Origin of the sequence: Roseateles chitinivorans (genome assembly GCF_050632235.1) — a bacterium.
Taxonomy (GTDB): Bacteria; Pseudomonadota; Gammaproteobacteria; order Burkholderiales; family Burkholderiaceae_C; genus Roseateles; species Roseateles chitinivorans_A.
Window position 1 is genome coordinate 2,949,810 of the sequence record NZ_CP192584.1, and the last position, 25,496, is coordinate 2,975,305.

The following is a 25,496-nucleotide window of genomic DNA, read 5'->3' on the forward strand; positions in this document are numbered from 1 at the left end:
GGCGAATGGGTCGTGTGCCGAACGCACGACAACCCCTGGATCGTGATTCGCGCTGGCGAGACCAGCGCGAACCGGAGCGAGCGCCGCGGTCGGCGGCCCGCCTAGAAGCTGTATTGGGCGGAGACCGCCAGGATGTCGCTGCCCACCTTGTACGAACCCTGCAGGGTGCTCGCGGAGGGCGATGTCAGGTTGACGCTGGTGTCCTTGATGAACAGGTGCGTGTACCCCACGCTGTAGGCGAATTGCTTGCTGGCGCGCCAGGTCGCGCCGAGCGACAGCCAGCGGCGGCTGACGTCGGGAACGCGCACGTCGCGCACCGCGTCGGTGACCGGCGTCTGGTCGTAGGCGAAGCCGCCGCGGAAAGTCCAGGCGTCGTTCATCCGGTACTCCGTGCCCACCGAGTAGAACGACGAATCGCGATAGCCGAAGTCCAGCGTCTGGTTGGGCAGGTTCGAGGCGAAGTCCAGGACCACCTTGTCGAACTTGCTCCACGAGGTGCGCGAGTAGTCCGCCATCACCGTCCATTGCGGACTCAGCCGCTGGCTGACGCTGAGCGTCCACGACGCCGGCATCGTCAGTTCGGTGTCCGCCGTCGTGTTCACGAAGGTGTTGGGCGCCGCCACCGACAGCACCGCGTTGGCCGCAGTGGGAATCGAGAAGCGCACGTCCGCGCCCTTCGCCTTGTGCCTCACCTCGGAGCGGTAGGCCAGGCCCACCGTCGTGCCGTCGGCGGGGCGCAGCAGGGCGCCCAGGGTGTAGCCGACCTCCGTGTTGTCGCCTTCGACATCGAGGCTGCCGTCCGCGCTGGTGGGCAGGAAGCCCGGCACCCGCGCAGCGGCGAGTTGCGCGCCGAAGTCGACGGCATTGCGCAGCTTGACGTCCAGGCGTTCCGCGAACACCGAGGCGCCCAGCGACAGGACCTCATTGACCTTGTAGGCGCCGGACACGCCGGCATCGATCACCTTCAGCGAGGTCTTGACGCCCTGGTAGCGGCCGACCCATCCGTCGTCGTATTCGGTCTTGAATCCGAACGGGGCGGTCACGGAGAAGCCCAGATGGATCCGGTCCGTCACCGGCGTGTGGAAGTACAGCGAGGGGATCACCGCGGTCTGCCCCGCATCGCCACCGTTGCCGCCCGACAAGGGGCGGCCCAGCGCATCCCGGCCCGAGCCGTCGAACTTCGCCGAATAGGTCACCACGGCCGCATCCGCCTGGATCAGCCGTCCATCGAGCAGGGTCATGGCCGCGGGGTTGTTGGCGATCACCGAGGCATCCCCGCCTTCGCTGATCGATCCCGCGAAGGCGCGTCCCTGGCCGGCGGCGCTCTGCTCCTTGAGCTTGAAGGCCGCGGCGTGGCCGATGCCGGCGCAGGCAAGACCTGTCACCAGCACGAGCAGCGAGCGGGCATGGACCTCGAGCAACTTCATTCGTCTGTCTCCTGTCTTTGGACTTCAATGATTATGTTTGTCATCCAAAAAGTCAACGTTTAAATGATGATCGGCATCTATGTATAGTGACCGTCTCGCACGCATCCACAGGCACGGCGACAGATGAAAGTCAGCAAGGCACAGGCGCAGGCCAACCGGGAACACGTGGTCCGGACGGCGTCCAGCGTGTTTCGTGAGCGCGGGTACGACGGCGTCGGCGTCGTCGACCTGATGGCCGCGGCCGGCTTCACGCATGGCGGCTTCTACAAGCAGTTCCAGTCCAAGGCCGAGCTGATGGCGGAGTCGGCGGCCTGCGGCATCGCGCAGACCGCGGAGCAGACCGCCGGCATGACGGCGGCGGACTTCGCCCGCTTCTATCTGTCGCGCGAGCACCGCGACATGCCGGCGATGGGATGCACGATGGCGGCGCTCGGGGGCGATGCCTCGCGTCAGCCCGAGGCCGTGCGCACCACCTTCGCCGAGGGCATCGAGCGCCTGCTGGCCGCTCTGAACCTCGAGGGCACCGTCCTGGAGAACGCGAACGCCGACGAGGTGCGCGCCAAGGGGCTCAGCCTGTTCGCGTGCGCGGTCGGCGCGATCGTCATGTCACGCGCCTGCCCGGACGACTCGCCGCTGGCGGATGAGATCCTGGGCACCTGCCGCGAGGAGATCCTGGCGGCGCTCGCACCGGCGGAGAAGCCGGCGACACCCGCTCGCAAGCGGAACAAGGGCTGACCCTCGGGGGTGAACATCGGAGGTCCGCTCGCGCGGCAGTCGCGGCGGATCGGGTGAAGCGGGCGGCCATAGCCGCAAAGCGCCTAAGCATCGGCGATCTCCTTCGTTCGGCGAGGGAGGGGCGGTTCGCAGAATGAGGCGGTTCCTGCTTCCTCCCCCGCCATGACCGCCACCGCCTCCGCCTCGACCGCCGACCTTCCGGGCTCGCCCGTCCTGCTCATCGCCGCGAGCCCCAGCGTGAAGTCGCGGTCGAGCGCCTTGCTCGGCGCCGCCGCGGAGCGGCTTCAACATCACGGCCTGTCGACCCGCACGCTGCGGATCCGCGACCTGCCGGCCCAGCCGCTGCTGCATGCCGACTTCGAGGACGCCGAGATCCGCGCGGCCCTGGCCGCCGTCGCCGAAGCGCGCGTCGTCGTGCTCGCGACCCCCATCTACAAGGCCGCGTACAGCGGCCTGCTGAAGGTCTTCCTCGACCTGCTGCCGCAGGACGGCCTCGCGGGCAAGAGCGTGTGGACGCTGGCCACCGGCGGCAGCATGGCGCATCTGCTGGCGCTGGACTACGGCCTGCTGCCGGTGCTGTCCGCACTCGGCGCGCGCTCGCATGTCGACGGCGTCTACGCCTGCGACGCGCAGATCGCCAAGGACGCCGCCGGCGAGTACCGCATCAACGACGACATCGCCCGCCGCCTGCTCGCCGGGGCGTCGCAGGTGCTGGACCGCGTGCCGGCGCCTCAGCCGGCCGCGCCGGTCTCGCGGCCCGCGCTGGTGCTCTGAGCCGCTCCCTACTGAATCCTCACCTTCCAGGACCACGACCATGCCGTTCTTCCTCGACCGCCGCGGCGCGCTGGCATTCGCCGCCGCGCTGACCACCTCGCTGAGCCTGTTCTCGGGCGTCGCCAGCGCGCAGACGACGCCCAAGCCGACGGAGGTCCGCATCGGCTTCCAGAAGTACGGCACGCTCACGGTGCTGAAGGCCAAGGGCGATCTGGACAAGCGCCTGAGCGCGCAGGGCATCGCCGTGAAGTGGACCGAATTCCCCGCCGGCCCGCAGCTGCTGGAAGGCCTGAACGTCGGCTCCATCGACTTCGGCACCGTCGGCGAGGCGCCGCCGATCTTCGCGCAGGCCGCCGGCGCGGACCTGGTCTATGTCGCCAACCAGCCGCCCGCGCCGACCGCGGAAGCGCTGATCGTGCCGAAGGACTCGCCGATCAGGACGCTCGCTGACCTGAAGGGCAAGAAGGTCGTCCTGAACAAGGGCTCCAACGTCCACTACCTGCTGGTGAAACTGCTGGAGAAGCAGGGCCTGAAGTACACCGACATCACCGTCGTCTACCTGCCGCCGGCCGATGCGCGCGCCGCGTTCGAACGCGGCGCCGTCGACGCGTGGGTGATCTGGGATCCGTTCCTGGCCGCGGCGGAACGCCAGCTCGGCGCACGTGTGGTGGCCGACGGCAAGGGTGTCGTCGCCAACCACCAGTTCTACCTGGCCGAGCGCGGCTACGCGGACAAGTACCCGCAGGTGGTCCAGGCCATCATCGAGGAACTCGCGAAGCTCGACCGCTGGTCCGAGAACAACAGCGCCGCCGTCGCCGCACTGCTCGCGCCGCAGATCGGACTGGACCTCGCGACGACGGAAATCGCCGCCGCGCGTTTCGCCTACGGCATCCAGCCGATCACGCCGGCCATCGCCGCCGAGCAGCAGAAGATCGCCGACGCCTTCCACGCGCTGAAGCTGATCCCCAAGCCGATCCGCATCGCCGACGCGCTGCCGAAGTCGATCACCACGGCCGCCAAGTAGGCGCCGCCAGCCCACCGCCGCAAGCCCATTGCCGCGATCTCGCGGCGCCTCACACGAGCTTCCCCCATGAAGATCCTCTGGTTCATCCCCACCCACGGCGATTCGCGCTACCTCGGCACCTCCAAGGGCGCCCGCGTCGCGGACTTCGACTACTACCGCCAGATCGCGATCGCGGCCGACAGCCTCGGCTACGAAGGCGTGCTGCTGCCCACCGGCCGCAGCTGCGAGGACAGCTGGATCGTCGCGGCCAGCCTCATCGACGCGACGCGTCGGCTGAAGTTCCTGGTCGCGCTGCGGCCGGGGCTGGTGCAGCCGGTGCAGTCGGCGCGCATGGCGGCGACGCTGGACCGCCTGTCCGGCGGGCGGCTGCTGGTCAACCTGGTCACCGGCGGCGACCCCGATGAACTCGCCGGCGACGGCCTGTTCCTGCCGCACGAGGAGCGCTACGCGCTGTCGACCGAGTTCCTGACCGTGTGGCGCGACGTGCTGCGCGCCAGCCATGAGGGCGAGGCCATCGACTTCGACGGGGAGCAACTGCGCGTCAAGGGCGGCAAGCTGCTGTACCCGCCGATCAACAAGCCGTATCCGCCGGTGTTCTTCGGCGGTTCTTCGGGACCGGCGATCGACCTCGCCGCCGAGCAGGTCGACACCTACCTGACCTGGGGCGAGCCGCCCCAGGCCGTCGCCGAGAAGATCGGCGAAGTGCGCGCTGCCGCTGAAGCGAAGGGCCGCAAGCTCGAGTACGGCATCCGCCTGCACGTCATCGTGCGCGAGACCGAAGAGGAGGCCTGGGCGGCCGCTGGCGATCTGGTCAAGCATCTCGATGACGACGTGATCGCCGCGGCGCAGGCCAAGTTCGCCTCGATGGATTCGGTCGGGCAGCGCCGCATGGCGGAGCTGCACGGCGGCCGCTTCGACAAGAACGACATCCGCGCGGGCCTGGAGATTTCGCCCAACCTGTGGGCCGGCGTGGGCCTGGTGCGCGGTGGCGCGGGCACGGCACTGGTCGGCAATCCGCAGCAGGTGGCCGATCGCATCCAGGAGTACGCGGCGCTGGGCCTCGAGTACTTCGTGCTCAGCGGCTACCCGCATCTGGAGGAGGCCTACCGTTTCGCCGAGCTGGTGTTCCCGCTGCTGCCGCTGGACGTGCGCGAGAAGCTCAGCGCGCCGAAGCTGACCGGCCCCTTCGGCGAGATCGTCGCCAACAACTTCGTCCCCGGTCCGGCCAAGCTGGCCGCGGCGAGCTGAGATGAGCACCGTCGCGATCAAGGCCCGGGCCCAGGCCCAGGCTGAACCCAAGGCCCAGGCCAGATTCCAGGCGACATCGGGCCGCGGCCTCGGCGCGCTCAAGGGCCTGGTGCCCTGGCTCGTGCCGCTGGCGGTGCTGGCGCTGTGGCAGCTGAGCGCGCAGGCGGGCTGGCTGTCGACGCGCGTGCTGCCGGCGCCCTCGTCGGTGGCCAAGGCCGCCTGGGAACTGGCGGTGTCGGGCGAGTTGTGGCGGCATCTGGCCGTGAGCACCGGCCGCGCCTTCATCGGCTTCACGATCGGCGGCGGGCTCGGCCTGCTGCTGGGCCTGCTGACCGGTTCGCAGCGCTGGGCCGAGACCGCGCTCGACACGACGCTGCAGATGCTGCGCAACATCCCGCCGCTGGCGCTGATCCCGCTGGTGATCCTGTGGTTCGGGATCGACGAGACGGCCAAGCTGTTCCTGGTGGCGCTGGGCGTGTTCTTCCCGGTCTACCTGAACACCTTCCACGGCATCCGCGGCGTGGACCGCGACCTGATCGAGATGGCGCGCTCGTACGGATTGAGCGGCTGGCCGCTGTACCGGCAGGTGATCCTGCCCGGGGCGGTGGCGTCCATCCTGGTGGGGCTGCGCTTCTCGCTGGGATTGATGTGGGTGCTGCTGATCGTGGCAGAGACGATCTCGGCGCAGAGCGGCATCGGCTACATGACGATGAACGCGCGCGAGTTCCTGCAGACGGACGTGGTGCTGGTCGGCATCCTGATCTATGCACTGCTGGGCAAGCTGGCCGACGTCGCGGCGCAGGCGCTGGAACGGGCGTGGCTGCGCTGGCATCCGGGGTATCAGGCATGAGCGCCGACATCACCGCAGACAGGACGGGCAAGACATGATGAGCGTGACAGAGATCGACGTCCTGACGGAATGGCAGGACTCGCAGCCCGCGGCGCTGCCGGCCACGGCGACATCGCGCAATGCGCCCACGCCGGCGTCGGCGACCCTCCGTCGCGACGCGGGCACGACGCCGACCCCGCCCGTCGGCGGCCAGCCGGTGGCGTTGTCCGGCTTGGGCAAGGCCTTCGGCGAGCGCCAGGTCTTGCACGACATCGACCTGGACATCGCGCCCGGCGAGTTCGTCGCCATCATCGGTCGCAGCGGCTGCGGCAAGAGCACCTTGCTGCGCCTGCTCGCGGGCCTGGAGACGCCGAGCGCCGGCACGCTCGAGGCGGGCGAGTCGGAGGACACGCGCTTCATGTTCCAGGACGCGCGGCTGCTGCCGTGGGCGCGGGTGCTGGACAACGTGGCGCTCGGACTGGAAGGCGCCGATGCGCGCGACCGCGCCCGTCAGGCGCTGGCGCAGGTCGGCCTCGCGGACCGCGCTGGTGAATGGCCCGCGCGCCTGTCTGGCGGCCAGCGGCAGCGCGTCGCACTGGGGCGTGCGCTGGTGCATGCGCCCAAGCTGCTGCTGCTCGACGAGCCGCTCGGCGCGCTGGACGCGCTGACCCGCATCGACATGCAGGCGCTGATCGAATCGCTGTGGACGCGGCATCGCTTCACCGCGCTGCTGGTGACGCACGATGTGGCCGAAGCCGTCGCGCTCGCGGACCGCGTGCTGCTGATCGAGGACGGCCGGCTGGCGCTCGACCTGCGCGTCGACCTGCCGCGTCCGCGTCGACGCGACGCGTCCTTCGCGGCGCTGGAGCAGCGGCTGCTCGACCGCGTGCTCAGCACGCCGGGCCGCGAGCCGGAACCCGCACACGACCCCGTCCCACTTTCCGTTGCAGCGCCGATGTTGCGCTGGGCGGTGTAAGGGCGCAGCGCGGGCCGTTGATGATTGAGGGGCCGGGGGCCCTCCACACCAACGGCCCCGCGCGGCCACTGATTTGGGCGCGCTGCGTCGTTGCGAATCCTCGCCATAGCGATGCTATGGCTCCGGTTCGCGCCTAGCCGCGCACCCAAAGCAGTGGCCGCGCACTTCGCGAGCCCGGCGAGGTGAGGTACGCTGGGGCGGATGACTCCGGTACTCCCGACATCGACGCCACTCCCCAATGCCGAGTGGCCCTATCTCGAGATCCTGATCCGTCTGGCGCTGGCCCTCTCCCTGGGGCTGTTGCTCGGTCTTGAGCGGGAGCGTCGCGGCAAGGAGGCCGGCCTGCGGACCTTCGGCTTCATCGCGCTGCTGGGCGCGCTGGGCGGCTCGCTCGGCGAGCACTACGCGCTGCTGAGCTTGCTGCTCGCGGCGGGCCTGGCGGTGCCGCTCAACGTCCACACGATGCGGGGCGGACACGGGCCGGAACTGACCACCTCCGCGGCCATGCTGGTGACCTGCATGGCGGGCATCCTGTGCGGCCTGGGGCACACCGTGACGCCGGCGGCGGTGATGGTCAGCACGACCGCGCTGCTGGCGTGGAAGGAGCGGCTCTCCGGCCTGTCGATGGGCCTGACCGAGGGCGAGGTGCGTTCCGCGCTGCTGCTCGCGATCCTGGCGATCGTCATCTATCCCGCACTGCCGGCCGGACCGATCGGACCGTGGCACCTGATCGAACCGCGCGCCGCCTGGGTGACGGTGATCCTGATCGCCAGCATCGGCTTCGTGAACTACATCCTGTGGAAGCTCTACGGCTCCAAGGGCGCGGAGTTGTCCGCGTTCTTCGGCGGACTGGTCAACAACAACTTCACGGTGGTGGAGATGGCGACCCGGGTGCGCGAGACCTCCGGCCGCTTCGCCGAAGGCGCCTACCGCGCGGTGCTGGTCGCCGTTGCCGCGATGGTGACGCGCAACGCGGTGCTGCTGCTGATCCTCACGCCGCTGGCCTTCGTCAACGCGGCGGCGGCCTTCGGCTTCATGGTGCTGTCGGCGGCGGGCTTCGTGGTGTTGAGCCTGCTGGCGCGCCGCAACGGCGCGGCCGTCGAGGACGTCACCGACATCAAGCTGGAGCTGCCGTTCTCGCTGCCCGTGGCGCTGCGCTACGGCGTGCTGTTCCTGGCGCTGCATGTCGTGGGACGGCTGATGCAACGCGAGTTCGGCGAGGGCGGCTTCTACCTCGTCACGGTGATCGGCGGGCTGCTGTCCAGCGCGAGCGCCGTGGCCGCGGCGGCGAGCATGGCGGCGCAGGGCGCGATCGGTTTCGACGTCGCGGCCAACGGCGCGGTGCTGGCTTCGCTGACCAGCCTGGCCTTCAGCCTGTCGTTCATCGTGAAGACCGGCCATCGGCGACTGATCGCGCGCCTGGCGCTCGCCATGGTGGCCATCGCGATGGCGGGCGGTCTGGGCGTGCTGCTGCGCGAACTGGTCGCCCCGTTGATCACCAGCCTGCTGCCGAACGGCGGCTGATCCGCCACCGCCACGCCCTCAGTTCCCGAACGCCTTGCGCAGCCGCTCGCCGGCGAAGGCCTGCGCATTGCGGGCCTTCTCGACGACGGCCGCGGCGCCGAAGAACTCGTGGGTGACGCCTTCGTAGTCGCGGCGCTCGACGAGCACGTCGGCCTTCTTCAGCGCCTCTTCCATCTTGGCGCTGTCCGAGCGCAGCGGATCGACGCGGGCGCTGATCAGCGTCACCGAGGACAGGCCGGCGAGCTTCGCGTCGATCAGGTTCAGGCGCCAGTCCTTGAGCTGTTCCTTGTTGTCGAGCAGCTTGTCGATGAACCATTCCACCATCGCGCGGTTGAGCGGCTGGGCGGCCGCGTTCTCGAGGTAGGACTCGGTGTTGAGGCTGCTCTGCGTGACCGGGTAGATGGCCAGCACGTGCGCCGGCTTCTGGAGATTGGCGTCGCGCGCCGAAATCGCGGTCGCCAGCGCGAGGTTGCCGCCGGCGCTTTCTCCCGCCAGCGCGACGCGGCTGACGTCGCCCTTGAAGCTGGCCGCATTGGCGACGGTCCACTTGTAGGCGGCCAGCGCGTCGTCCCAGGCGGCGGGGAACTTGTTCTCCGGCGCCTGGCGGTAATCGACGGAGACCACCACGGCCTGTGCCTGCTTGGCGATGCCGCGTGCGCTGGCGTCGTAGACCTGCTTGTCGGCGATGACCCAGCCGCCGCCGTGGAAGTAGACGACGACGGGGAAGGGCCCCGGGCCGGCCGGCGTGTAGAAGCGCGCCGGGATCATGCCCGCGCCGCCCTGCACGGTGCCGTCGATGCTGGTCACGCCGGGCACGAGCTGCGCGGGATCGGTGCTGCGGCCGTTCTGGCGCAGCAGCGCGTTGACGGCATCGGCGATGGTGGGATTCGCGCGCGCGGCCGGCACGTCGATCTTCTCGATCGCCTTCGGCCGCAGGTTCTCATGCGCCTTCAGCACGGCGAGCATGTCGCCGTCGAGCCGGATCTTTCCCAAGGTCTTGGCGATGGCGGTCTTGACCTTGCCGGGCTGCTCGTTGCCCGTGCCCTTGCCGGCGTCGTCGGCGGCGTGCACGAAGGGGAGGGTGAACAGCAGCGCGCTCAGCGCGGCGACCTGGAAGCGGAGGTGGGGCATGGCGACGTCCTTGTTGGGCCGAACGGCGCATCCGGTGCGGATGCTCGCGGAGGGCTCAGCAATCAGGATGCCCGGGTCCGGGATGACCCGGCCGCCGGCCGTCAGCCCTTCAGGACGCCGCCGGCCACCATGCTCCTGGCCGCGGCGACGATCGCCTCGTCGGCGGGGCGGGGATGCCAGCCGAGCAGCGCGGCGGCCCTCGCGTTGGAGGTGCGCTTGGCGCGGCCGAGGTCATGGACGACGCTCCGCAACTCGGCCTTGAACAGCGCCATGACGCGGAGCACGAGGTCGGGGATGCGGCGCGAGGGCACGCGCCTGGCCAGATCGCCGAGGTCGGCCTGGAGGAGGGCGGCGACCTCCGTCATCGCGATCGCCTGGCCGTTCGACAGCAGGAAGCGTTTCCCGCCGGCCTCGGGCGCGGTCATCGCGAGGAGGTGGGCGCTCGCGACGTCGCGGACGTCGACGATGGGGAGGAAGAGGTTGGGCAGTCCCGGCATCGCGCCTTCGAGCAGGCGCTGGACCAGGTGGTTCGAGCCGGAGATGGCCGTGCCCATGATGGGCCCCATGACGGCGACGGGCAGCATCGTCACGAGTGCCATGCCGCCGCCCTCCGCGGCGATGAAGTCCCAGGCCGCGCGCTCGGCCAGCGTCTTGCTCCTGCCGTAGGCATCGACGCCGGGGCCGTCGAGGACGGTCCAGTCCTCCTCGGTGAACGTGTGGTCGCCGCGCGGCCATCCCCAGCTCACCGCGTGGAAGGCCGAGGTCAGCACGACCCGCTTCACGCCGGCGTCCCGCGCGGCACGGAGCACGCGCAGCGTGCCCTCGCGCGCCGGGCGGATCAGGTCGTCCTCGTCGGCGACGTGGCCGGGCTGCACCGGCGAGGCGACGTGCAGCACGATGTCCACGCCATCGACGGCCTCTGCCCAGCCCGCGTCGCTCATCAGGTCGGCGGCCACGAAGCTCAGCCTTTCGCCATGGACCAGGCCGGACCGTTCGAGCGCGGCCCGCACGGCGTTCTCCTGCGTCAATGACCGGAGGGTCGCGCGGACCGCGTGTCCCTGTGCCAGCAGCTGAAGGATGCAATGTCCGGCGATGAAGCCGGAGCCGCCGGTGACCAGGACGGGCGTTGAACTCATGTCGGGGATCCTGTGTGAGGGAGAGAGGGTGTCGAGGCCAGGCGCTCGCGCCAGCGCAAGGGCGTCGTCTGCTCCCAGCCACGGAAGGCCCGGGCAAACGAATTGGGTTCTTCGAAGCCGAGCAGCATCGCGATCGCGACGGTGTCGAGATCGGTGTTGGCCAGGAGCCGGCCGGCGAGGATCCGCCGCACGGCGGCGAGCTGCTGCTGGAAGCTGGTGCCGCAGTCGGCCAGGCGGCGCTGCAGCGTGCGGCTGCTGGTGGCGAGGCGGCGGGCCACGGCGGCGGCGGCAGGCGCGTGGCCGGCGCTCAGCTGCTGTGCGATGGCCACGCGCACCTGGCCCACCAGCGCGGTGAAACCCTCACCCTCGACGAGCGCCCGCTCAAGACCGGCCAGCACGCGCGCAAAGGCGCCGCCGTCGGCGGTGACGAACGCCACATCGAGCGATGCGCGAGGGAACACCATCGCGTTGTGCGCCGCGCCGAACACGACGGGGCAGTCGAAGTGGCGCCGCAGCAGCGGGCCGTCCATCGCGCGCCGCGTCAGCTCGACGCGGGTCGGCAAGACCTGACCCGCCGTGCCTTGCCGGGCCAGTTCCTTCAGCGACGCCAGGGTCGTGTCGATCAGCAGGCGCGGCACGTCGCCGCTCGCCTGGAGCCATCGGTAGCGCACGACGACCTCGTCGCCGGCGGTCTCGACCTCGACCAGTTCGGGGCAGGTCAGCCGCTTGTAGCGGGACAGGGCCGCCAGCGCGCCACGGAAGTCCGGCGCATGCAGCGCCACGATCGCCGCGACGCCGTAGCCGCGGCTGATGCCTTCGGTGCCGAAGCGCAGTCCGGCGGCGCGGTCGACGAGCTCCTCGTCGAGGGCGGCCCAGAGGCGGAAGAAGTCATCGGTGCGCCAGGCCGTCGTGGGCGCGACCCCGGCGCGGGCGCACAGCCGCTCCAGCGACAGACCGAGCTTGTCGAGGAGGTGCGCGGGCACGGAGAAGGTGTCGGGAGGCATGGCGCCAGCATAGGGAGCCGCCTGTGGCGCGACAAATCAGATCGCGCCAAAGAGATCCTCCGGTGACGACCGATGGCGGCCGGGGTCGGTCGATGTCGGGCGCCCTGGCGTTCACATGACCGGGATGTTCACTTCACCGGCGTCATCGACGCCGTCGAGAACTCCTTGAACAGCCCGTTGATGCTGTCCTCGACGATGTCGGGGATCCCCGTGGGATTGACGTAGCGGAAGCGTGCGTTGATGCGTCGGATGGTCGCCCGCCTGGCGTCGTCGGTGAAGCCGGCGCGCGCGATCTCCTCGGCGGCGATCGCCCGGCAGGTGCGCAGATAGTTGCGCTGGTCGTCGAACATCGGCTGCTTCGGACCCGACGGGCCGTGGCCCGGATGCACGACACGCACGTTCGGGTACATCGCGTCGAACTTGTCCAGGATACCCAGCCAGGGACCGCTCGCGCTTTCCTCCAGCGGCCCGTGCAGGCGGTTCAGGATCACGTCGCCGACGTAGAGATCGCCGGAGGCCGGGAGGTAGTAGGCGGTGGTGTCATGCGCCTCGCCCGGCCCCAGTTCGCGCGTGACGATGCTCAGGCCGTCGATGCGCAGCGTCGCGTTGTCGTCGAAGGCCTGGTCGGGCGGCACGAAGACCTTCGGAGTGACGTCCGGCGCGGCCTGTTGCGTGACCGCGTTGTAGCCGTAGGTGTCGTCGCGGATCGCGGCGATGGTCGAGGCCGAGGCGTACACGGTCGCCTCGGGGAAGGCCTCCTTGAACAGGCCGATGCCGGTGTAGTGGTCGGGATGCGCGTGGGTAATGAGGATCGCCCGGACCGGCTTGCCGACGGCGCGCAGCGCCGCGACGGCCTGCGCCGCATGACGGAGGTCGCGCTGCGTGTCGATCACCACCAGACCGCCGCCCGGCGTCTCCACCCAGTAGGTGTTCACCGTGCCGGTGCCGGCGTAGGTCCAGACGCCGGTCTTCGCGGCCGGGGGCGTCGGTGTCCGAGACGCGGCACTCCATGCGGGCACGGCGAGGAGCAGCGCGGACAGGATCACGGAGGGCGGGAAAAGACGGGACGGTGTCATGAGGACTTTCTGCTTCGGATCGGTGGACTGGTGTTGAACGCATGGCGACCTCACGGAATCAATCCGTCCGGTGAGCCGGTTCGCAGTGATCGTAGGCAGAGGGAGAGGGGGCTGGTGGCGATGTCTGGTCCGTGGATTGGCGAGCTTGTTTCTACAATGGGCCATGACCGATGCCTTCAACGACATCCCGGCCTTCGTGGCCGCCGTGGAAGCGAATGGATTCGCCGCGGCCGCGCGGCGCTTGAACCTGTCCCGCTCGGCTGTGGGCAAGGCCATCGCGCGATTGGAATCGCGACTGGGCGTCCGCCTCTTCCACCGGACCACCCGCCACCAGACCCTCACCGAAGATGGCATGGCCTACTTCGAGCACTGCCTGCGCGCGATGGAGGAGCTCGGCGCCGGCAAGGCGCGACTGGAGGCGGGCCGTCAGGCCGTCGGCGGCCGCCTGCGCGTGTCGATGCCGGTGCTGTTCGGGCGACTCTGCGTCGCGCCGGTGCTGACGCGGCTGGCGGCGCTGCATCCGGATCTGGAGCTCGAACTGCAGTTCAGCGATCGCGTCGTGGACCTGATCGAGGACGGCATCGATCTCAGCATCCGCATGGGCACGCTGGGACCGGGCGTCGGCCTGATGACGCGCCGCATCGCGCGCGAGCAGATGGTGATCTGCGGCGCGCCCTCGGTCGCGGCGGCGGGCACGGTGAAGGCCGTCGAGGACCTGTCGGCCTACCCGGCGATCGTCTACTCGCGCAACGGACGTGCCCAGACCTGGCTGTTCCCGGCAGAGCAGGGCGCCCCGCTGGAGCACGTGCCCAGGTCCCGGTTGAAGTTCGACGACCTGGAGGCGATGGCCGACGCGGCGGCGGCCGGTCATGGACTCGCGTGGCTGCCGCTCTGGCTGGTTCGCGACCGGATCCGCGCGGGCGGACTGGTGCGCCTGCTCGACGCGCAACCCACGCTGGGTTTCGACATCCACCTGCTGTGGCCGCAACTGCCGTACACGCCGCCGCGCGTGCGGGCGGCGCTCGATGCCCTGATCGCCGAGGTGCCGGTCTTCGTGTCGGAGTGATCGAGGCCGCATCGCCATGGCCGCATGAGCGCCGTCGGTGTGGCGGCGGTTGGTGACGCCGCTCGATGACGGCGGCCGCCCTGATCGTAGACATCACGGCGTCAATCATCGGAAGAACATTCGCCACCGACGCCACGGGCCGCTCCCTACGATGAACCCGACTTCATTTTCAAAGGGTCCATCGAATGAATGCTTATCGTCTCGTGGCTGGAGCCGGCATTGAAGGCCTGCGCCAGGTCGACATCCCGCCGCGTGCGCTCGACGTGCTGGAAGTCCGCGTCGCGTTGAGCGCCGCGGCGCTGAACTACCGCGACCTCGCGATCGCGCGCGGTCATTACGGCGGCATGGGGGATCAGCCCGTCGTGCCCTTGTCGGACGGCGTGGGCCGGGTCGTCGAGGTGGGCGACGCGGTGACGCGCTTCGCCGTGGGCGATCGCGTGATCGCCAGCTTCTGGCCCGCGTGGATCGACGGCGAGAGCTCGCCCGCCAAGACGAGCGCGTCCTTCGGCGCCCAGCTCGACGGCACGCTGGCCCAATCGATGGTGGCCGCGGAAAGCGCCCTGGTGCGGGCGCCCGAGGGGCTGGCCGACGCCGCGGCGGCGGCCATCGCCTGCGCCGGCGTGACCGCCTGGAATGCGCTCTTCGTCCAGGGACGGCTCCAACCGGGGGCGTCCGTCCTGATCCTGGGGACCGGCAGCGTGGCGCTCTGGGCCTTGCAGATCGCCAAGGCCGCCGGCCTGCGCCCGATCGTCACCTCGTCCAGCAACGACAAGCTGGCGCGCGCGGAGCGGCTCGGCGCGCAGGGCCTCGTCAACTACCGCGAGACGCCGGAGTGGCAGGACGAGGTGCTGCGCCTGACCGGCGGGGAGGGCGTCGATCTCGTGCTCGAGGTCGGCGGGCAGGACACGCTGACGCGCTCGCTGGCGGCGGTGCGCTTCGGCGGACGCGTCGTGACGATCGGCGGCCTCAGCGGCTGGGGCGAGGCGAAGCTGCTGCCGGGCGCCCTCGTCGGCGGCAACAAGACCCTGGCGGGCATCAGGGTCGGCAGCCGGCGCATGACCGAGGACCTGGTCCGCTTCATCGACACGACCGGACTCGTGCCCGAGGTCGACGGCGAGTTCCCGTTCGCCGAGGCGCCGCGCGCCTACGAACGCCTGGCTTCCGGCGACGCCTTCGGCAAAGTCGTGGTCGCCGTCCGATGAGCCGCGCCGTGACTTTCGCGAGGGCGATGGGCGAGGTCGCGCTGCTCTGGCTGGCGGCGGGCACTGCAGCCTTCGCCGCGGGCGAGGACGTATCGCGGGAGAAGACCGTCTCGCTCGCCAACCTGGTCGAGGTGAGTCCCGGCGTGCACGTGATCGAGGACCGGCAGCAGGTGCTGCTCGTCCCCAACATCACGATCATCACGGGCCGGGATGCGGTGCTGGTGGTGGACACGGGCCTCGGCGTGCGGAGCGCGGCGCTGGTCCTCCAGGCGGCGAAGCGCCTGGCGGGTCGGCGCAGGCTCTACCTGACCGTCACGCACTTCCATCCCGAACACGGCTTCGGGGCGCAGGTCTTCAAGGGCCAGGCCACCATCGTCTACAACCGCGCGCAGCGGGACGAACTCCTGAAGAAGGGCGAGCCCTACCGCGCGTTGTTCGCGGAGAAACTGGGCGTGGCGGCGGCGATGCGCGACGTGAGGCTGACGATGCCCGATGTCGTCTACGAGCACGAGGTCTCGATCGATCTCGGCGGACGCATCGTCAGGCTCCGCCACGATCGCGCGGCGCACACCCTGGGGGACCAGGTGATCTCGATCCCCGCGCAGGGCGTCGTCATCCTGGGCGACCTCCTCGAGACCCGGTCGTTCCCGATCATGCCGTGGTTCCCCGAGCTGAACGACACGGACGTGGATCCGCTGGGGTGGCGCGAGGTGCTGCGGTCCGTGAGCCAGGACCACCCGACCGTCGTGATCCCGGGCCACGGCCGCGTGGGGACGGGCCGGGATGTCGAGGCGCTGGCGGCGCACATGGACGTCGTCCAGCGGGAGGTCACGCGACGATGCGAGGCGGGCGCCGACTTCGCCACGATCCAGCGGGAACTGACGCCGGTCCTGGTGGCGCAGCATCCCGACTGGGACCTGAAGGAATGGATCGCGATGGAACTCCAGGTCTACCACACGCGCCTCTGCGCGGACCGGCCCGCCACCCCGTAACGGGCTATAGCTCCGACCGCAGGCTCTCGAACGACTCCCGCAGCAGCTTGGCCATCGGCTTGCGCGGGGTGGGCAGCTCGTTCCAGGTCTGCGTCGTCACCCGCATCGCGCCCATGGCCACCATGGCCACCATGCGCAGCGCCGGCCGGCGCTCCGGCTGGCGCCAGACCTCGCACAGCCGGGTGAAGAGCACCTGCTCCTGCTCCGCGTAGAAGGCCTGCTTGCGCGAGTAGAGCGTCGGGCTCGACCGCATCAGCGTGTCGATGGCCTGCATCTCCTCGGAGGTGTAGCGGGCCATGTGCCGGACCATGATGTCCCGCACCGCGTCCAGCGGCGGCACGTCGGGAGACGTCTTCAGCAGGTCGTCGTAGATGGCGCGCCAGTGGACGTCCTGCCAGAACAGCAGGATGTCGTCCTTGGACTTGAAGTAGGAGAAGAAGGTCCGACGTGAGATGTCCGATTCCGCGGCGATCACGTCCAGCGTCGTGCCCTCGAAGCCATGGGCGAGGAAGAGCCGCAGCGCGGTCTCGGCGATGCGGTGGCGGGTCTCGCGACGCTTGCGCTCGCGCGCGCCTTCGGCGGCGTCATCGTCCGCGACGGGAAGGGGAGGGGGCATGCGGGGTGCTCTTGTATTCGTACACCGGGTGCGCTATAAATTGCACTCAGTGCATTAATTTGTGCATCCAGTTTACTGCAGGCAAGGAACCATGGCCCCCTGGACAGCATCGGACATTCCCTCCCAGAAAGGCCGCACGGCGGTCGTCACCGGCACCGGCGGCCTGGGGTTCCACGACGCCCTGGCGCTCGCCCGCGCCGGCGCGCGGGTGATCGTCGCGGGGCGCAACCCGCGCAAGGGCGGGGCGGCCGTGGACCGGATCCGCGCGGACGTCGCGCGGGCCGATGTCCGTTTCGAGCTGCTGGACCTGGCCAGCCTCGACAGCATCGAGGCCTTCGCCGAGCGGCTCGGCGGCTCGCTGGATCGCCTCGACCTGCTGATCAACAACGCCGCCGTCATGACGCCGCCGCGGCGCCAGGTGACGGCCGACGGCTTCGAGCTGCAGTTCGGGACCAACCACCTCGGCCATTTCGCGCTGACCGCACGGCTGCTGCCCTGGCTGCGCCGGGCACAGTCGCCCCGGGTCGTCAGCGTGTCGAGTGTCGCGGCGCGCTCGGGCGTGCTGGACTTCGACGATCTGCAGTCCGAGCGGCGCTACAAGCCGATGGCGGCCTACGGCCAGTCCAAGCTGGCCTGCCTGATGTTCGCCTTCGAGCTGCAGCGCCGCAGCGACGTCGGGGGTTGGGGCGTGCAGAGCATCGCCGCGCATCCGGGCATCGCCCGCACCGATCTGCTGCCCAACGGCGCCGGGCCGTCGAGTCCTGAAGCGATGATCCGCCGCTTCCTCTGGTTCCTCTTCCAGCCGGCCGCGCAAGGCGCGTTGCCGACGCTCTTCGCGGCCACGGCGGCACAGGCCGAGGGCGGTCTCTACTACGGGCCGGACCGGCTCGGCGAGACGCGAGGTCATCCCTCCGTGGCCCGGGTGCCGACGCAAGCCCTGGACAGGGCGGACGCGGCGCGGCTGTGGGCCGACTCGGCCCGCCTCACCGGGGTCAGCGCTTGAGCGCCGATGTCCGCGAGCCGGCGAGCGGACGTCGCCGGCAGTTGAACGCCTTGTTGCTGGCTTCCGCGCTGCCGATGCCATCGCTGTTGCGGGCGGAAGACGCCGGTCCCGCGAGCCCGCCTTTCCGCGTGATCGATATCGACTGGTTCGACGCCGCACGATCGCGCGCCGTGCCCGCCCGGCTGTACTGGCCGTCGCGCACGTCATCGGCGGAGGGCGTGCCGCTGGTGGTGTTCTCGCACGGCATCGGCGGATCACGGCAGGGCTACAGCTACCTTGGCAGGCACTGGTCATCGAGGGGCGTCGCCAGTCTGCATGTGCAGCATGCAGGGAGCGACGTGGCCGTCTGGCGCGGCAACCCGTTCGGCATCGTGGGCCGGCTGCGCGCGGCGGCGCAGGAGAGCGAGGCCATCGCCCGCGCTGCCGACGTGCGGTTCGCGCTGGACCGGATGCTCTCCGACGAGACCGGTCCGCTGGGACAGGCGGTGGATCGCCGGCGCCTCGTGGCCGCCGGCCACTCGTACGGCGCCAACACGACGCTGCTGTCGATCGGCGCGCAGGTGGTGCGGGAGGGCCGGGTGGTCAACTGCCAGGACGACCGCTTCTCCGCGGGCATCGTGATCTCCGCGCCACCGTTCTATGGCGAAAGCGATCTGGCCGCGGTGCTGGGCCACGTGGCGGTGCCGACGGTCCACATCACCGCGACCGAGGACGTGATCGAGATTCCCGGCTACCGCTCGGGAGCGGCGGACCGGCTCCAGGTCTTCGATGCCATCGGGGATCCGCGCAAGCTCCTCGCGGTCTTCCAGGCGGGATCGCACAGCATCTTCACCGACCGTTCGTTGACTGGCGGCGCGGCGTTGAACCCGAAGGTGAAGCTCGCGACGGCCGAGCTCGGACTGGCGTTCCTGGACCTCGCGTTCAAGGACGACGGCGCGGCGCTCGCGCAATGGCGCAGCGCCTGGTCGCCCCTGCTGGCACGGACACCGGCCGCGGGCTTTCCGGCGCGCGGCATCACGCCGCACCTGGCGATGGACGCCGCATGACGATGAACAAGACCCTGGTCTACACCACCTACGGCTGGCTCACGCTGAGCGGCACCTTGCACTTCCTGATCGACGTGGTGTCGCACGTCCTCCGGGGAAACACCCGCCGGGCCCGGAGACGACGCTGTACTACGGCCTGAACACGGCCTTCGCGCTGGGGCAGGTCGCCTTCGGACTCCTGGGGCTGTTCCTCGCGTGGCGGTCCCTGGAGATCGTCACTGCGCTGCCGGTGCAAGTCCTGACCCTCGCGGCGGGACTGGGCTGGCTGGCCGTGACCTTCCTGTTCATGGGCTATTGGGAACCGAAGCTCAACGTGGGCATCTTCTGCGCACTGGCCTTGGCCGTGCTGGTGCTGCGCTGAGTGCGTGTCCCACGCAGGGACTCGGCCGGCAGGGTGTCCGCGCCGGGCTACCTTCTCGCCTTCGCCTCCAGCACGAAGTAGGCGACGGCGGCGATCGACAGCGGCGCGAGGTAGTAGAGCGCCCGGTACGCGATCAAGGCGGCGAGCACTTGGCCATGCCCCAGCGCCGGGCCGAGGAACGCGACGAACACGCCTTCGAGCACGCCCAGCCCGGCGGGCACGTGCGCGATGACGCCGGCGACCGCCGCCACCAGCAGCACGGACAGGGTGTGGCCGTAGTCGACGCCCTGCTGCAGCAGCACCCACAGCACCGCGCCCATCGTCAGCCAGTTGGCCGACGAGATGACCAGCTGCATCAGCGCGAGGCGCAGGCTGGGGACGAAGAAATCGTGGCCGCGGATCCTGAACTCGCGCCGCGGCGAGAACGCGCACAGCGCGAGGTAGGCGCCGACGACGACCCACATCAGCCCGCCCAGCCCGCGCAGCGCGGCATCGCCGACATGCCAGTCGGGCGGCGGCTCGAGCCAGCCGAAGAGGAACAGGCCGCCCGCGAGCAGGCCGTAGCCGAGCCAGTTCGAGGCCATGCTCAGCGCGAGGATCTTCGCCGGGATCGGATGCCTCAGCCCCTCGCGCGCATACAGCCGCAGCCGCATCGCGACGCCGCCGACCAGCGACCCGAGATTCAGGTTGAACGCGTAGCTGATGAAGGTGATCAGCATCACCCGCCGCGTCGGCACCGCGTGATGCGCCCAGCGCTTGCCGATCAGGTCGTAGCCGCTGTAGATCAGGTGGCTGAGCGCGCACAACGCCGCGCCGCCGGCCAGCACGCCCAGCGGCAGCTGCCGCAACGCCTCGCCGACCTCGTGCCAGTCGACCTGGCGCGCGGCCCAGGCGAGCAGGGCCACCACGGCGACCGCGAACACGCCGCTCAGCCACCGTCCCCAACGCCAGTGCGCCGGGCGTCGCCCCGCGGCATCCGGCGTCGGCGTGGCACTCACGCGGCGGCCTCCTTGGTCAGGCACGGCGCGCCGGGCCCGCCTTGCGCGTCATGCATGCGGTCTTGCACGCCGTCTTGCACGCCGTCTTGCAGGCGATGGGCGTCCTGCCACTGCCAGGCCTGCGCGCCCGGTTTCTGCGGGGCGCTGACGACGACCGGCGTGTCGGCGACCGGCATCACCGGCTGCGTCTGCCGCGGCAGTCGCGCCAGCCAGCGCGGGAAATGACGCATCACGTGGAAGACGAACGCACCCATGCCCAGGCGCCACCACCAGCGGTGCGCGTTGGTGTGTTCGAGCTTCAGCAGCTTGCACTGGCTCTTCATCAGGGGGAGCAGCTTGTCGCGCAAGGCGCGGTTGAACGCGCGGTCCTCGACGATCACGTTGGCCTCGAGGTTGAGCGACAGGCTCAGCGGGTCGAGGTTGCTGGAACCCACCGTCGCCCAGTGGTCGTCGACCAGCGCCACCTTGGCGTGGATCGGTCGTTCGCAATACTCGTGGATATGGACGCCGGCGCGCATCAGCTGGTCGTAGACCATCTGCGCCGCCCAGCGCGCCCAGGCGATGTCGGGTTGGCCTTGCAGGATCAGGTGGACCTTCACGCCGCGGCGCGCGGCGCGCTGCATGCTCCGCAGCAGCAGGAAGCCGGGGAAGAAGTAGGCGTTGGCGATGATCACCTCGCGCTGCGACGCATGCAGCGCGAGCCGGTACATGCGCTCGATGTCGTCACGGTGGCGGTGGTTGTCGCGCGTGACGATGACCGCCTTGGCCTGGCCGGCGGACGACGTCCTCGTGTCTCCGGTGGACGGATCGCTCTTGCGAGGCTCCTGCGCGCGGCTCGGCCACCAGCGTCGCTGTGCGGCCGGTCCGGCGGAGGGCGTCTGCGGTGTCGCGGTCGCGAGGATCTCCCCGTCACTCGCCGCAGTTGCGCAACGACGGGCCCCTGCACGCGCACCGCGTAGTCCTGCTTGGCCTCGGGGCCAAAGTCGAGCAGGTGGTCCGCCGAGTAGTTGATGCCGCCGATGAATCCGGTCTCGCCGTCGACGACGACGATCTTGCGATGCAGGCGCCGGAAGGGCTTCAGGCGCCGCGACAGCTTCGGCGGCGGATCGAAGACGTGCAGCCGCACGCCCGCATCGGTGAGTCCGGTCACGAAGTCCATCGACAGCTCGGGCGAGCCGAATCCGTCCACCGTCATGTCCACGCGCACGCCGCGCTTCGCGGCGGCGATGAGCACCTCGCGCAAGGCGAGGCCGACCTTGTCCTCGAAGAGGATGAAGGTCTCGATGAGGACCTCGTGTTTCGCGCCCTCGATCGCGGCGAAGACGGCGGGGAAGAACTCCTCGCCGTTCTCGAGCAGGTCGAGGTCGTTGCCGGCACTCCAGTCGGGGCGTTTCACAGGCTGATCTCCGCGGCCAGGGGCGCGTGGTCGGACAGGTGCGACCACGGCTTGCGCGGCAGCACGATCGGATGCTGCACCGCCGCGCCGCGCACGTAGATGCGGTCCAGTGCCAGCAGCGGGAATCGCGACGGGAAGGTCCGTGCCGCGGAGCCGTACGACTTGACGAAGACCTCGGCGAGACCGGCGCAGCCACTCAGCATCTTGTGCGCCCGCTGGCGCCAGTCGTTGAAGTCGCCGGCGACGATCACCGGGTCACCCGGCGGCAGGCTGTCGATCACATGGCACAGGCGCTCGACCTGGCGTTGGCGGTGCGACTCGCGCAGGCCCAGGTGCACGCAGATCGCGTGCAGCTCGCGGCCGTCGGCGAGCTTGAGCACGCTGTGCAGCAGGCCGCGGCGCTCCGGGCCCTCGATGGACACGTCGTGGTTGGTGTGCCGCGTGATCGCGAACTTGGACAGCAGGGCGTTGCCGTGGTGACCCTGCGGATAGACCGCGTTGCGGCCGTACGCGAAGTCGCTCCACAGGCTGTCCGCGAGGAACTCGTAGTGGGGGCCCCGAGGCCAGTCGGCGATCCGGGCCGCGTGCAGTTCATGCTCGCCGAGCACTTCCTGGAGGAAGACGACGTCGGCGGAGACGGCTCTCACCGCCTCCCGCAGCTCGTGCAGGATGAAGCGGCGGTTGAAGAAGCCGAAACCCTTGTGGAGATTGACGGTGAGGACGGTGAATTTCATGACTTGCCTGAACGGCAAGCCCTGTGCCCGTCATGGATTCAGAGGTCGTCGGGCTTGAGCATCATGGGGCCGACGCACAGGACCCCGAAGGTGAGCGCGAAGGCGCCCACGAGAATCGCGCCGATCAGTTCAAGCATGGGGTGCTCCTGGTGGCGGTGCCGCAGCGCGGCGGGCTCCCGGCTCTCCGGGCGCGAGGCCCGAAGCACCGGGTGGGAGCGATCAATACTAGACCTGTCGGACGCCACGCCGCAATCGCGTCGGACGGAGTCCCACCGCTCGTCGGGGGATTCGGAGCTCCGGTTGCGCAATCCTTCCAGGCGTGCTCCGAACGCGCCCGACGTGGTGCGGCGTGCCGTACGCGTCCGACAAGGAATGAGGAGGGGACAAGGCGCTTGCAAAGACGGTGCGAAGAGGTTGCAAGGCGGTTGCAAAGCGGGCTCGACCTGACCCCGTCTTGCACCAACGTAACGTCGGTGCAATGAAGTCCTGCAAAGCGCAACGCCGCGCTCCGGGCGGGGGCATCGCCACTAGATTGCGGGCACTCGTTGCCCAGGAGCATCTACGTGGCCAAGCCTCTCCCCAAGCGTCTTCCCCAGGCTCAATGCAAGCCTCAATCCCGGCAGGTGCCCAAGCCGCTCCTGTTGCCCCAGCTCATCGGGCTGGCGCTGGGCGCCGCGGCGTTCGGTGCCGCCAACGCGCAGGAGGCGAACCAGCAGCTCGACACCGTCGAGGTCCGCGGCGTGCGGGCGACGCTGAAGAAGAACCTCACCGAGAAGCGCGAGTCGCAGAACATCGTCGACAGCATCAGCGCCGAGGATGTGGGCAAGTTCCCCGACAAGAACGTGGCCGACTCGCTGCAGCGGGTGCCCGGCATCTCGGTGGACCGCATCTGGGGGAGGGCAAGGCCATCTTCGTCCGCGGCACGGACAAGAACCTCAACATGACACAGCTCAACGGCCAGGCCGTGGCCTCGTCCGAGTGGTGGCTGAACGAGCCGCAGACGCGCAGCTTCAACTACGACGTGCTGCCTTCCGAGATCGTCGGCAGCCTGGACGTCTACAAGAGCCCGTCGGCCGACCTGGATGAAGGCTCCATCGGCGGCCTCGTCATCGTCAAGACGCGCAAGCCGCTGGCCTTCAAGGACCCGCTGACGGTGCAGGTCGCCGCCGAGGCCATGTACAGCAAGCTGCCGGGCAAGACCGATCCGCAGCTGTCGGGCCTGCTGAACTGGAAGAACGACGACAAGACCTTCGGCGTGCTGCTGGCCATCAGCAGCCAGAAGCGCCACATGCGCCGCGACGGCCTGGAGCAGTTCTCCGACGGCAAATACGACGTGAAGGACCAGAACGGCGCGGTCACCAACGCCTATGCCTCCTGGGGGGCGGCTCGGCCATCTTCCGCCAGGAGCGCGAGCGCACGACCACCAACCTCGCGCTGCAGTTCCAGCCCAATCCGGCCACCGATCTCGTGCTGAACCTGATGGATTCGGACATGAAGATGAACAACAACAACCAGAACTACCTCTGGCAGGCCGGCGGCCTGGCGGTGGGCGGCGTCATCAGCGCCGTCGACCCGAAGTTCATCACCGTGGCGGACGGCAGCAAGGCGCTGGTCGGTGGCACCTTCGGGCCCAAGACCGGCGTGTCCTTCGAGCCCATCTACCGCGAGAGCTACATCAAGTCGCGCGTGGCGGACCTCGACGGCACCTATCAAGGCGGCAGCTGGCAGTTGCACGGCCAGGTGGGCACGACCAACAGCTCGGGCGGCAGCAAGCATGACCGCCATTTCTGGATGGAAGGCGACACGCGCACGACGATCTCGCTGGGGCCGGACCACTACGGCGTGAAGTACCTCGACATCAACCCGCTGGACCCCACGGCGCTGACGCTCAAGTCCGGCGACGACCGCATCCGGCGCATGGACGCCAAGGAGAACTACGCGCAGGGGGACCTCACCTTCGACATCGACGGCAGCGTCATCCGGGCGGTGAAGGTGGGCGTCAAGCTGCGCGACAACACGCTGAAGAACACCCGCATCCAGGGCACGGCCGGGCCGGGGTCGCCGGGCTGGCAGTCGTTCTCGCTGGCCGACCTGTCCACCGGTCCCTCGCCGCAGCTGAGCCAGGCCGGGGGCACGCCCGACGCGCTGCGGCAGTACGCCTGGTATGACGACGGGCTCGTCGCCAGCAAGGGCATCCCGATGTTCGACCAGGCGATGGTCTACAAGGACGTGCTCAACGAGAACTACAAGATCCACGAGCGCATCGGCGCCGTGTATGCCAAGGCCGATTTCTCGGTGGCGAAATTCCGTGGCGATGTCGGCCTGCGCGTCGTGCGCACGCAGCAGACCTCGGAGGGCTATCTGGGCAATGCCAGCGGCGGCTTCTCGCCCACCAGCGTCGACCACAACTACACCGACGCGCTGCCCAGCCTGAACATCGTCTACGACCTCAGCAAGCAGGTGATCCTGCGCGGCGCGGTCTCCCGCGCCATGGCCCGCCAGACCTTCGACCTGCTCAGCCCCGGCCTGCGTCGCGACGGCACCGTGCTGTCCAAGGGCTATGCCGGCAACCCGCTGCTCAAGCCGGTGCACGCCAACCAGGCCGAGATCGGCGCCGAGTGGTACTACGCCGATGCCGCGCTGGTCTCGGGCACCTTCTTCATCAAGAAGCTCGACACCTTCACCTACAAGGCGTCCAAGTCCGAGCAGGTCGGCGGCGAGACGCTGACGGTGGAGCGCCCCTACAACGCCGACAACGGCGCCGACATCAAGGGCTTCGAACTGCAGTGGCAGCAGCCCTTCGGCAACACCGGCTTCGGCACGGTCGTGAACTACACCTTCACCGACGCCAAGGCCGGCGCCGTCGCGGGCCAGCCGCGACTGAAGGTGCTGGGCAACTCGCGCGACCAGTTCAACTTCAGCGGCTACTACGAGCGGGGACCGATCACGCTGCGCGTCTCCTACAACTACCGCTCCAAGAGCTACGGCAACGTGGAGATGGGCGGGCAGGTCGTCAATGCCGCGTACGGCCAGTGGGACGCGTCGGCCAGCTGGGACGTGACGCGCCACATCGCGCTCTACGCCAGCGCGGTGAACATCAACAACGAGGTCATCAAGTCCAACACCGTGGACGGCATTCCCATCGGGATGTACGAGAACGGCGCGCGCTACAGCGTCGGCGTCCGGGCCAAGTTCTAA

General features: G+C 69.6%; 24 protein-coding genes and 2 pseudogenes. 16 read left to right on the forward strand and 10 right to left on the reverse strand.

Annotation, left to right across the window (positions count from 1 at the left end; translation table 11 throughout):
- Nucleotides 1–101 precede the first annotated feature (101 nt).
- Entirely contained in the window at nt 102–1,427 is a 1,326-nt protein-coding gene (locus ACQ859_RS13420) for an outer membrane protein transport protein (protein ID WP_431266193.1), read from the reverse strand.
- 123 nt (nt 1,428–1,550) lie between these two features.
- Here ACQ859_RS13420 and ACQ859_RS13425 point away from each other — a divergent pair, with 123 nt between their 5' ends.
- The 7 genes from ACQ859_RS13425 (at nt 1,551) to ACQ859_RS13455 (ending at nt 8,537) form a co-directional block, all read left to right on the forward strand.
- On the forward strand, nt 1,551–2,162 hold the full coding sequence (locus tag ACQ859_RS13425) for a TetR/AcrR family transcriptional regulator (protein ID WP_431266194.1): 612 nt from the start codon (nt 1,551–1,553) through the stop codon (nt 2,160–2,162).
- A 162-nt stretch (nt 2,163–2,324) separates the two neighbouring features.
- Nucleotides 2,325–2,936, forward strand: a complete 612-nt coding sequence (gene ssuE, locus ACQ859_RS13430) for an NADPH-dependent FMN reductase (protein WP_431266195.1) — start codon at nt 2,325–2,327, stop codon at nt 2,934–2,936.
- Between the two features lie 40 nt (nt 2,937–2,976).
- Nucleotides 2,977–3,960, forward strand: coding sequence for a sulfonate ABC transporter substrate-binding protein (locus ACQ859_RS13435; RefSeq protein WP_431266196.1), 984 nt, complete (start codon nt 2,977–2,979; stop codon nt 3,958–3,960).
- A 66-nt stretch (nt 3,961–4,026) separates the two neighbouring features.
- Nucleotides 4,027–5,208, forward strand: coding sequence for an FMNH2-dependent alkanesulfonate monooxygenase (ssuD, locus tag ACQ859_RS13440; protein ID WP_431266197.1), 1,182 nt, complete (start codon nt 4,027–4,029; stop codon nt 5,206–5,208).
- 1 nt (nt 5,209) lies between these two features.
- Nucleotides 5,210–6,058 (forward strand): aliphatic sulfonate ABC transporter permease SsuC, encoded by an 849-nt coding sequence (ssuC, locus tag ACQ859_RS13445; protein ID WP_431266198.1) that lies wholly within the window; start codon nt 5,210–5,212, stop codon nt 6,056–6,058.
- A gap of 34 nt (nt 6,059–6,092) precedes the next feature.
- Nucleotides 6,093–7,013 (forward strand): ATP-binding cassette domain-containing protein, encoded by a 921-nt coding sequence (locus ACQ859_RS13450; RefSeq protein WP_431266199.1) that lies wholly within the window; start codon nt 6,093–6,095, stop codon nt 7,011–7,013.
- A gap of 201 nt (nt 7,014–7,214) precedes the next feature.
- Entirely contained in the window at nt 7,215–8,537 is a 1,323-nt protein-coding gene (locus ACQ859_RS13455) for an MgtC/SapB family protein (protein WP_431266200.1), read from the forward strand.
- An 18-nt stretch (nt 8,538–8,555) separates the two neighbouring features.
- Here the strand turns inward: ACQ859_RS13455 and ACQ859_RS13460 are convergent, their stop codons facing one another.
- From ACQ859_RS13460 to ACQ859_RS13475, 4 genes are all read right to left on the reverse strand, one after another.
- Nucleotides 8,556–9,668 (reverse strand): alpha/beta hydrolase, encoded by a 1,113-nt coding sequence (locus ACQ859_RS13460; protein ID WP_431266201.1) that lies wholly within the window; start codon nt 9,666–9,668, stop codon nt 8,556–8,558.
- Between the two features lie 101 nt (nt 9,669–9,769).
- The gene (locus ACQ859_RS13465) at nt 9,770–10,804 is read right to left on the reverse strand and encodes an SDR family oxidoreductase (RefSeq protein WP_431266202.1); all 1,035 of its coding nucleotides are present in this window, start codon (nt 10,802–10,804) and stop codon (nt 9,770–9,772) included.
- Entirely contained in the window at nt 10,801–11,808 is a 1,008-nt protein-coding gene (locus tag ACQ859_RS13470; protein ID WP_431266203.1) for an AraC family transcriptional regulator ligand-binding domain-containing protein, read from the reverse strand. Before ACQ859_RS13470 ends, ACQ859_RS13465 begins: the two co-directional genes overlap by 4 nt.
- Nucleotides 11,809–11,936: 128 nt before the next feature.
- Complete coding sequence (locus tag ACQ859_RS13475) at nt 11,937–12,884, reverse strand: MBL fold metallo-hydrolase (protein WP_431266204.1); 948 nt, start codon at nt 12,882–12,884, stop codon at nt 11,937–11,939.
- A gap of 163 nt (nt 12,885–13,047) precedes the next feature.
- On the opposite strand from ACQ859_RS13475, the gene ACQ859_RS13480 reads away from it, so the two are divergent.
- The 3 genes from ACQ859_RS13480 (at nt 13,048) to ACQ859_RS13490 (ending at nt 16,144) form a co-directional block, all read left to right on the forward strand.
- The gene (locus ACQ859_RS13480; protein ID WP_431266205.1) at nt 13,048–13,950 is read left to right on the forward strand and encodes a LysR family transcriptional regulator; all 903 of its coding nucleotides are present in this window, start codon (nt 13,048–13,050) and stop codon (nt 13,948–13,950) included.
- Nucleotides 13,951–14,135: 185 nt separating this feature from the next.
- Nucleotides 14,136–15,152: a zinc-dependent alcohol dehydrogenase family protein gene (locus tag ACQ859_RS13485; protein WP_431266206.1), complete on the forward strand. Its 1,017-nt coding sequence runs from the start codon at nt 14,136–14,138 to the stop codon at nt 15,150–15,152.
- Nucleotides 15,153–15,160: 8 nt separating this feature from the next.
- Nucleotides 15,161–16,144 (forward strand): MBL fold metallo-hydrolase, encoded by a 984-nt coding sequence (locus ACQ859_RS13490; protein WP_431266207.1) that lies wholly within the window; start codon nt 15,161–15,163, stop codon nt 16,142–16,144.
- Nucleotides 16,145–16,148: 4 nt separating this feature from the next.
- Here ACQ859_RS13490 and ACQ859_RS13495 read toward each other — a convergent pair whose 3' ends face one another.
- Nucleotides 16,149–16,760, reverse strand: coding sequence for a TetR/AcrR family transcriptional regulator (locus ACQ859_RS13495; RefSeq protein WP_431266208.1), 612 nt, complete (start codon nt 16,758–16,760; stop codon nt 16,149–16,151).
- Between the two features lie 91 nt (nt 16,761–16,851).
- Between ACQ859_RS13495 and ACQ859_RS13500 the strand changes: the two genes are divergently transcribed.
- From ACQ859_RS13500 to ACQ859_RS13515, 4 genes are all read left to right on the forward strand, one after another.
- A complete protein-coding gene (locus ACQ859_RS13500) occupies nt 16,852–17,763 on the forward strand; it encodes an oxidoreductase (protein WP_431266209.1) in 912 nt (303 codons plus the stop codon).
- Nucleotides 17,760–18,809 carry an alpha/beta hydrolase family protein gene (locus ACQ859_RS13505; protein ID WP_431266210.1) on the forward strand — a complete coding sequence of 350 codons (1,050 nt, stop codon included), beginning with the start codon at nt 17,760–17,762 and terminating at the stop codon, nt 18,807–18,809. The genes ACQ859_RS13500 and ACQ859_RS13505 overlap by 4 nt, the downstream gene beginning before the upstream one ends.
- Nucleotides 18,810–18,811: 2 nt before the next feature.
- Nucleotides 18,812–18,949, forward strand: a complete 138-nt coding sequence (locus tag ACQ859_RS13510; RefSeq protein WP_431266211.1) for a hypothetical protein — start codon at nt 18,812–18,814, stop codon at nt 18,947–18,949.
- Nucleotides 18,950–19,038: 89 nt separating this feature from the next.
- Nucleotides 19,039–19,170 (forward strand): hypothetical protein, encoded by a 132-nt coding sequence (locus tag ACQ859_RS13515; RefSeq protein WP_431266212.1) that lies wholly within the window; start codon nt 19,039–19,041, stop codon nt 19,168–19,170.
- A 47-nt stretch (nt 19,171–19,217) separates the two neighbouring features.
- Here the strand turns inward: ACQ859_RS13515 and ACQ859_RS13520 are convergent, their stop codons facing one another.
- The 4 genes and pseudogenes from ACQ859_RS13520 to ACQ859_RS13535 form a co-directional block, all read right to left on the reverse strand.
- Nucleotides 19,218–20,168 (reverse strand): lysylphosphatidylglycerol synthase domain-containing protein, encoded by a 951-nt coding sequence (locus tag ACQ859_RS13520; RefSeq protein ID WP_431266213.1) that lies wholly within the window; start codon nt 20,166–20,168, stop codon nt 19,218–19,220.
- Nucleotides 20,165–21,193, reverse strand: a complete 1,029-nt coding sequence (clsB, locus tag ACQ859_RS13525) for a cardiolipin synthase ClsB (protein WP_431266540.1) — start codon at nt 21,191–21,193, stop codon at nt 20,165–20,167. Before clsB ends, ACQ859_RS13520 begins: the two co-directional genes overlap by 4 nt.
- Nucleotides 21,154–21,612: pseudogene (locus tag ACQ859_RS13530) on the reverse strand (phospholipase D-like domain-containing protein); the annotation flags it as partial. The gene clsB and the pseudogene ACQ859_RS13530, both read right to left, overlap by 40 nt.
- Nucleotides 21,561–22,298, reverse strand: a complete 738-nt coding sequence (locus ACQ859_RS13535; RefSeq protein ID WP_067270223.1) for an endonuclease/exonuclease/phosphatase family protein — start codon at nt 22,296–22,298, stop codon at nt 21,561–21,563. The gene ACQ859_RS13535 and the pseudogene ACQ859_RS13530, both read right to left, overlap by 52 nt.
- Nucleotides 22,299–23,140: 842 nt before the next feature.
- On the opposite strand from ACQ859_RS13535, the pseudogene ACQ859_RS13540 reads away from it, so the two are divergent.
- Nucleotides 23,141–23,772 (forward strand): annotated as a pseudogene (locus ACQ859_RS13540) (TonB-dependent receptor plug domain-containing protein).
- Nucleotides 23,733–25,496 carry a TonB-dependent receptor gene (locus ACQ859_RS13545; RefSeq protein ID WP_431266541.1) on the forward strand — a complete coding sequence of 588 codons (1,764 nt, stop codon included), beginning with the start codon at nt 23,733–23,735 and terminating at the stop codon, nt 25,494–25,496. The pseudogene ACQ859_RS13540 and the gene ACQ859_RS13545 overlap by 40 nt, the downstream one beginning before the upstream one ends.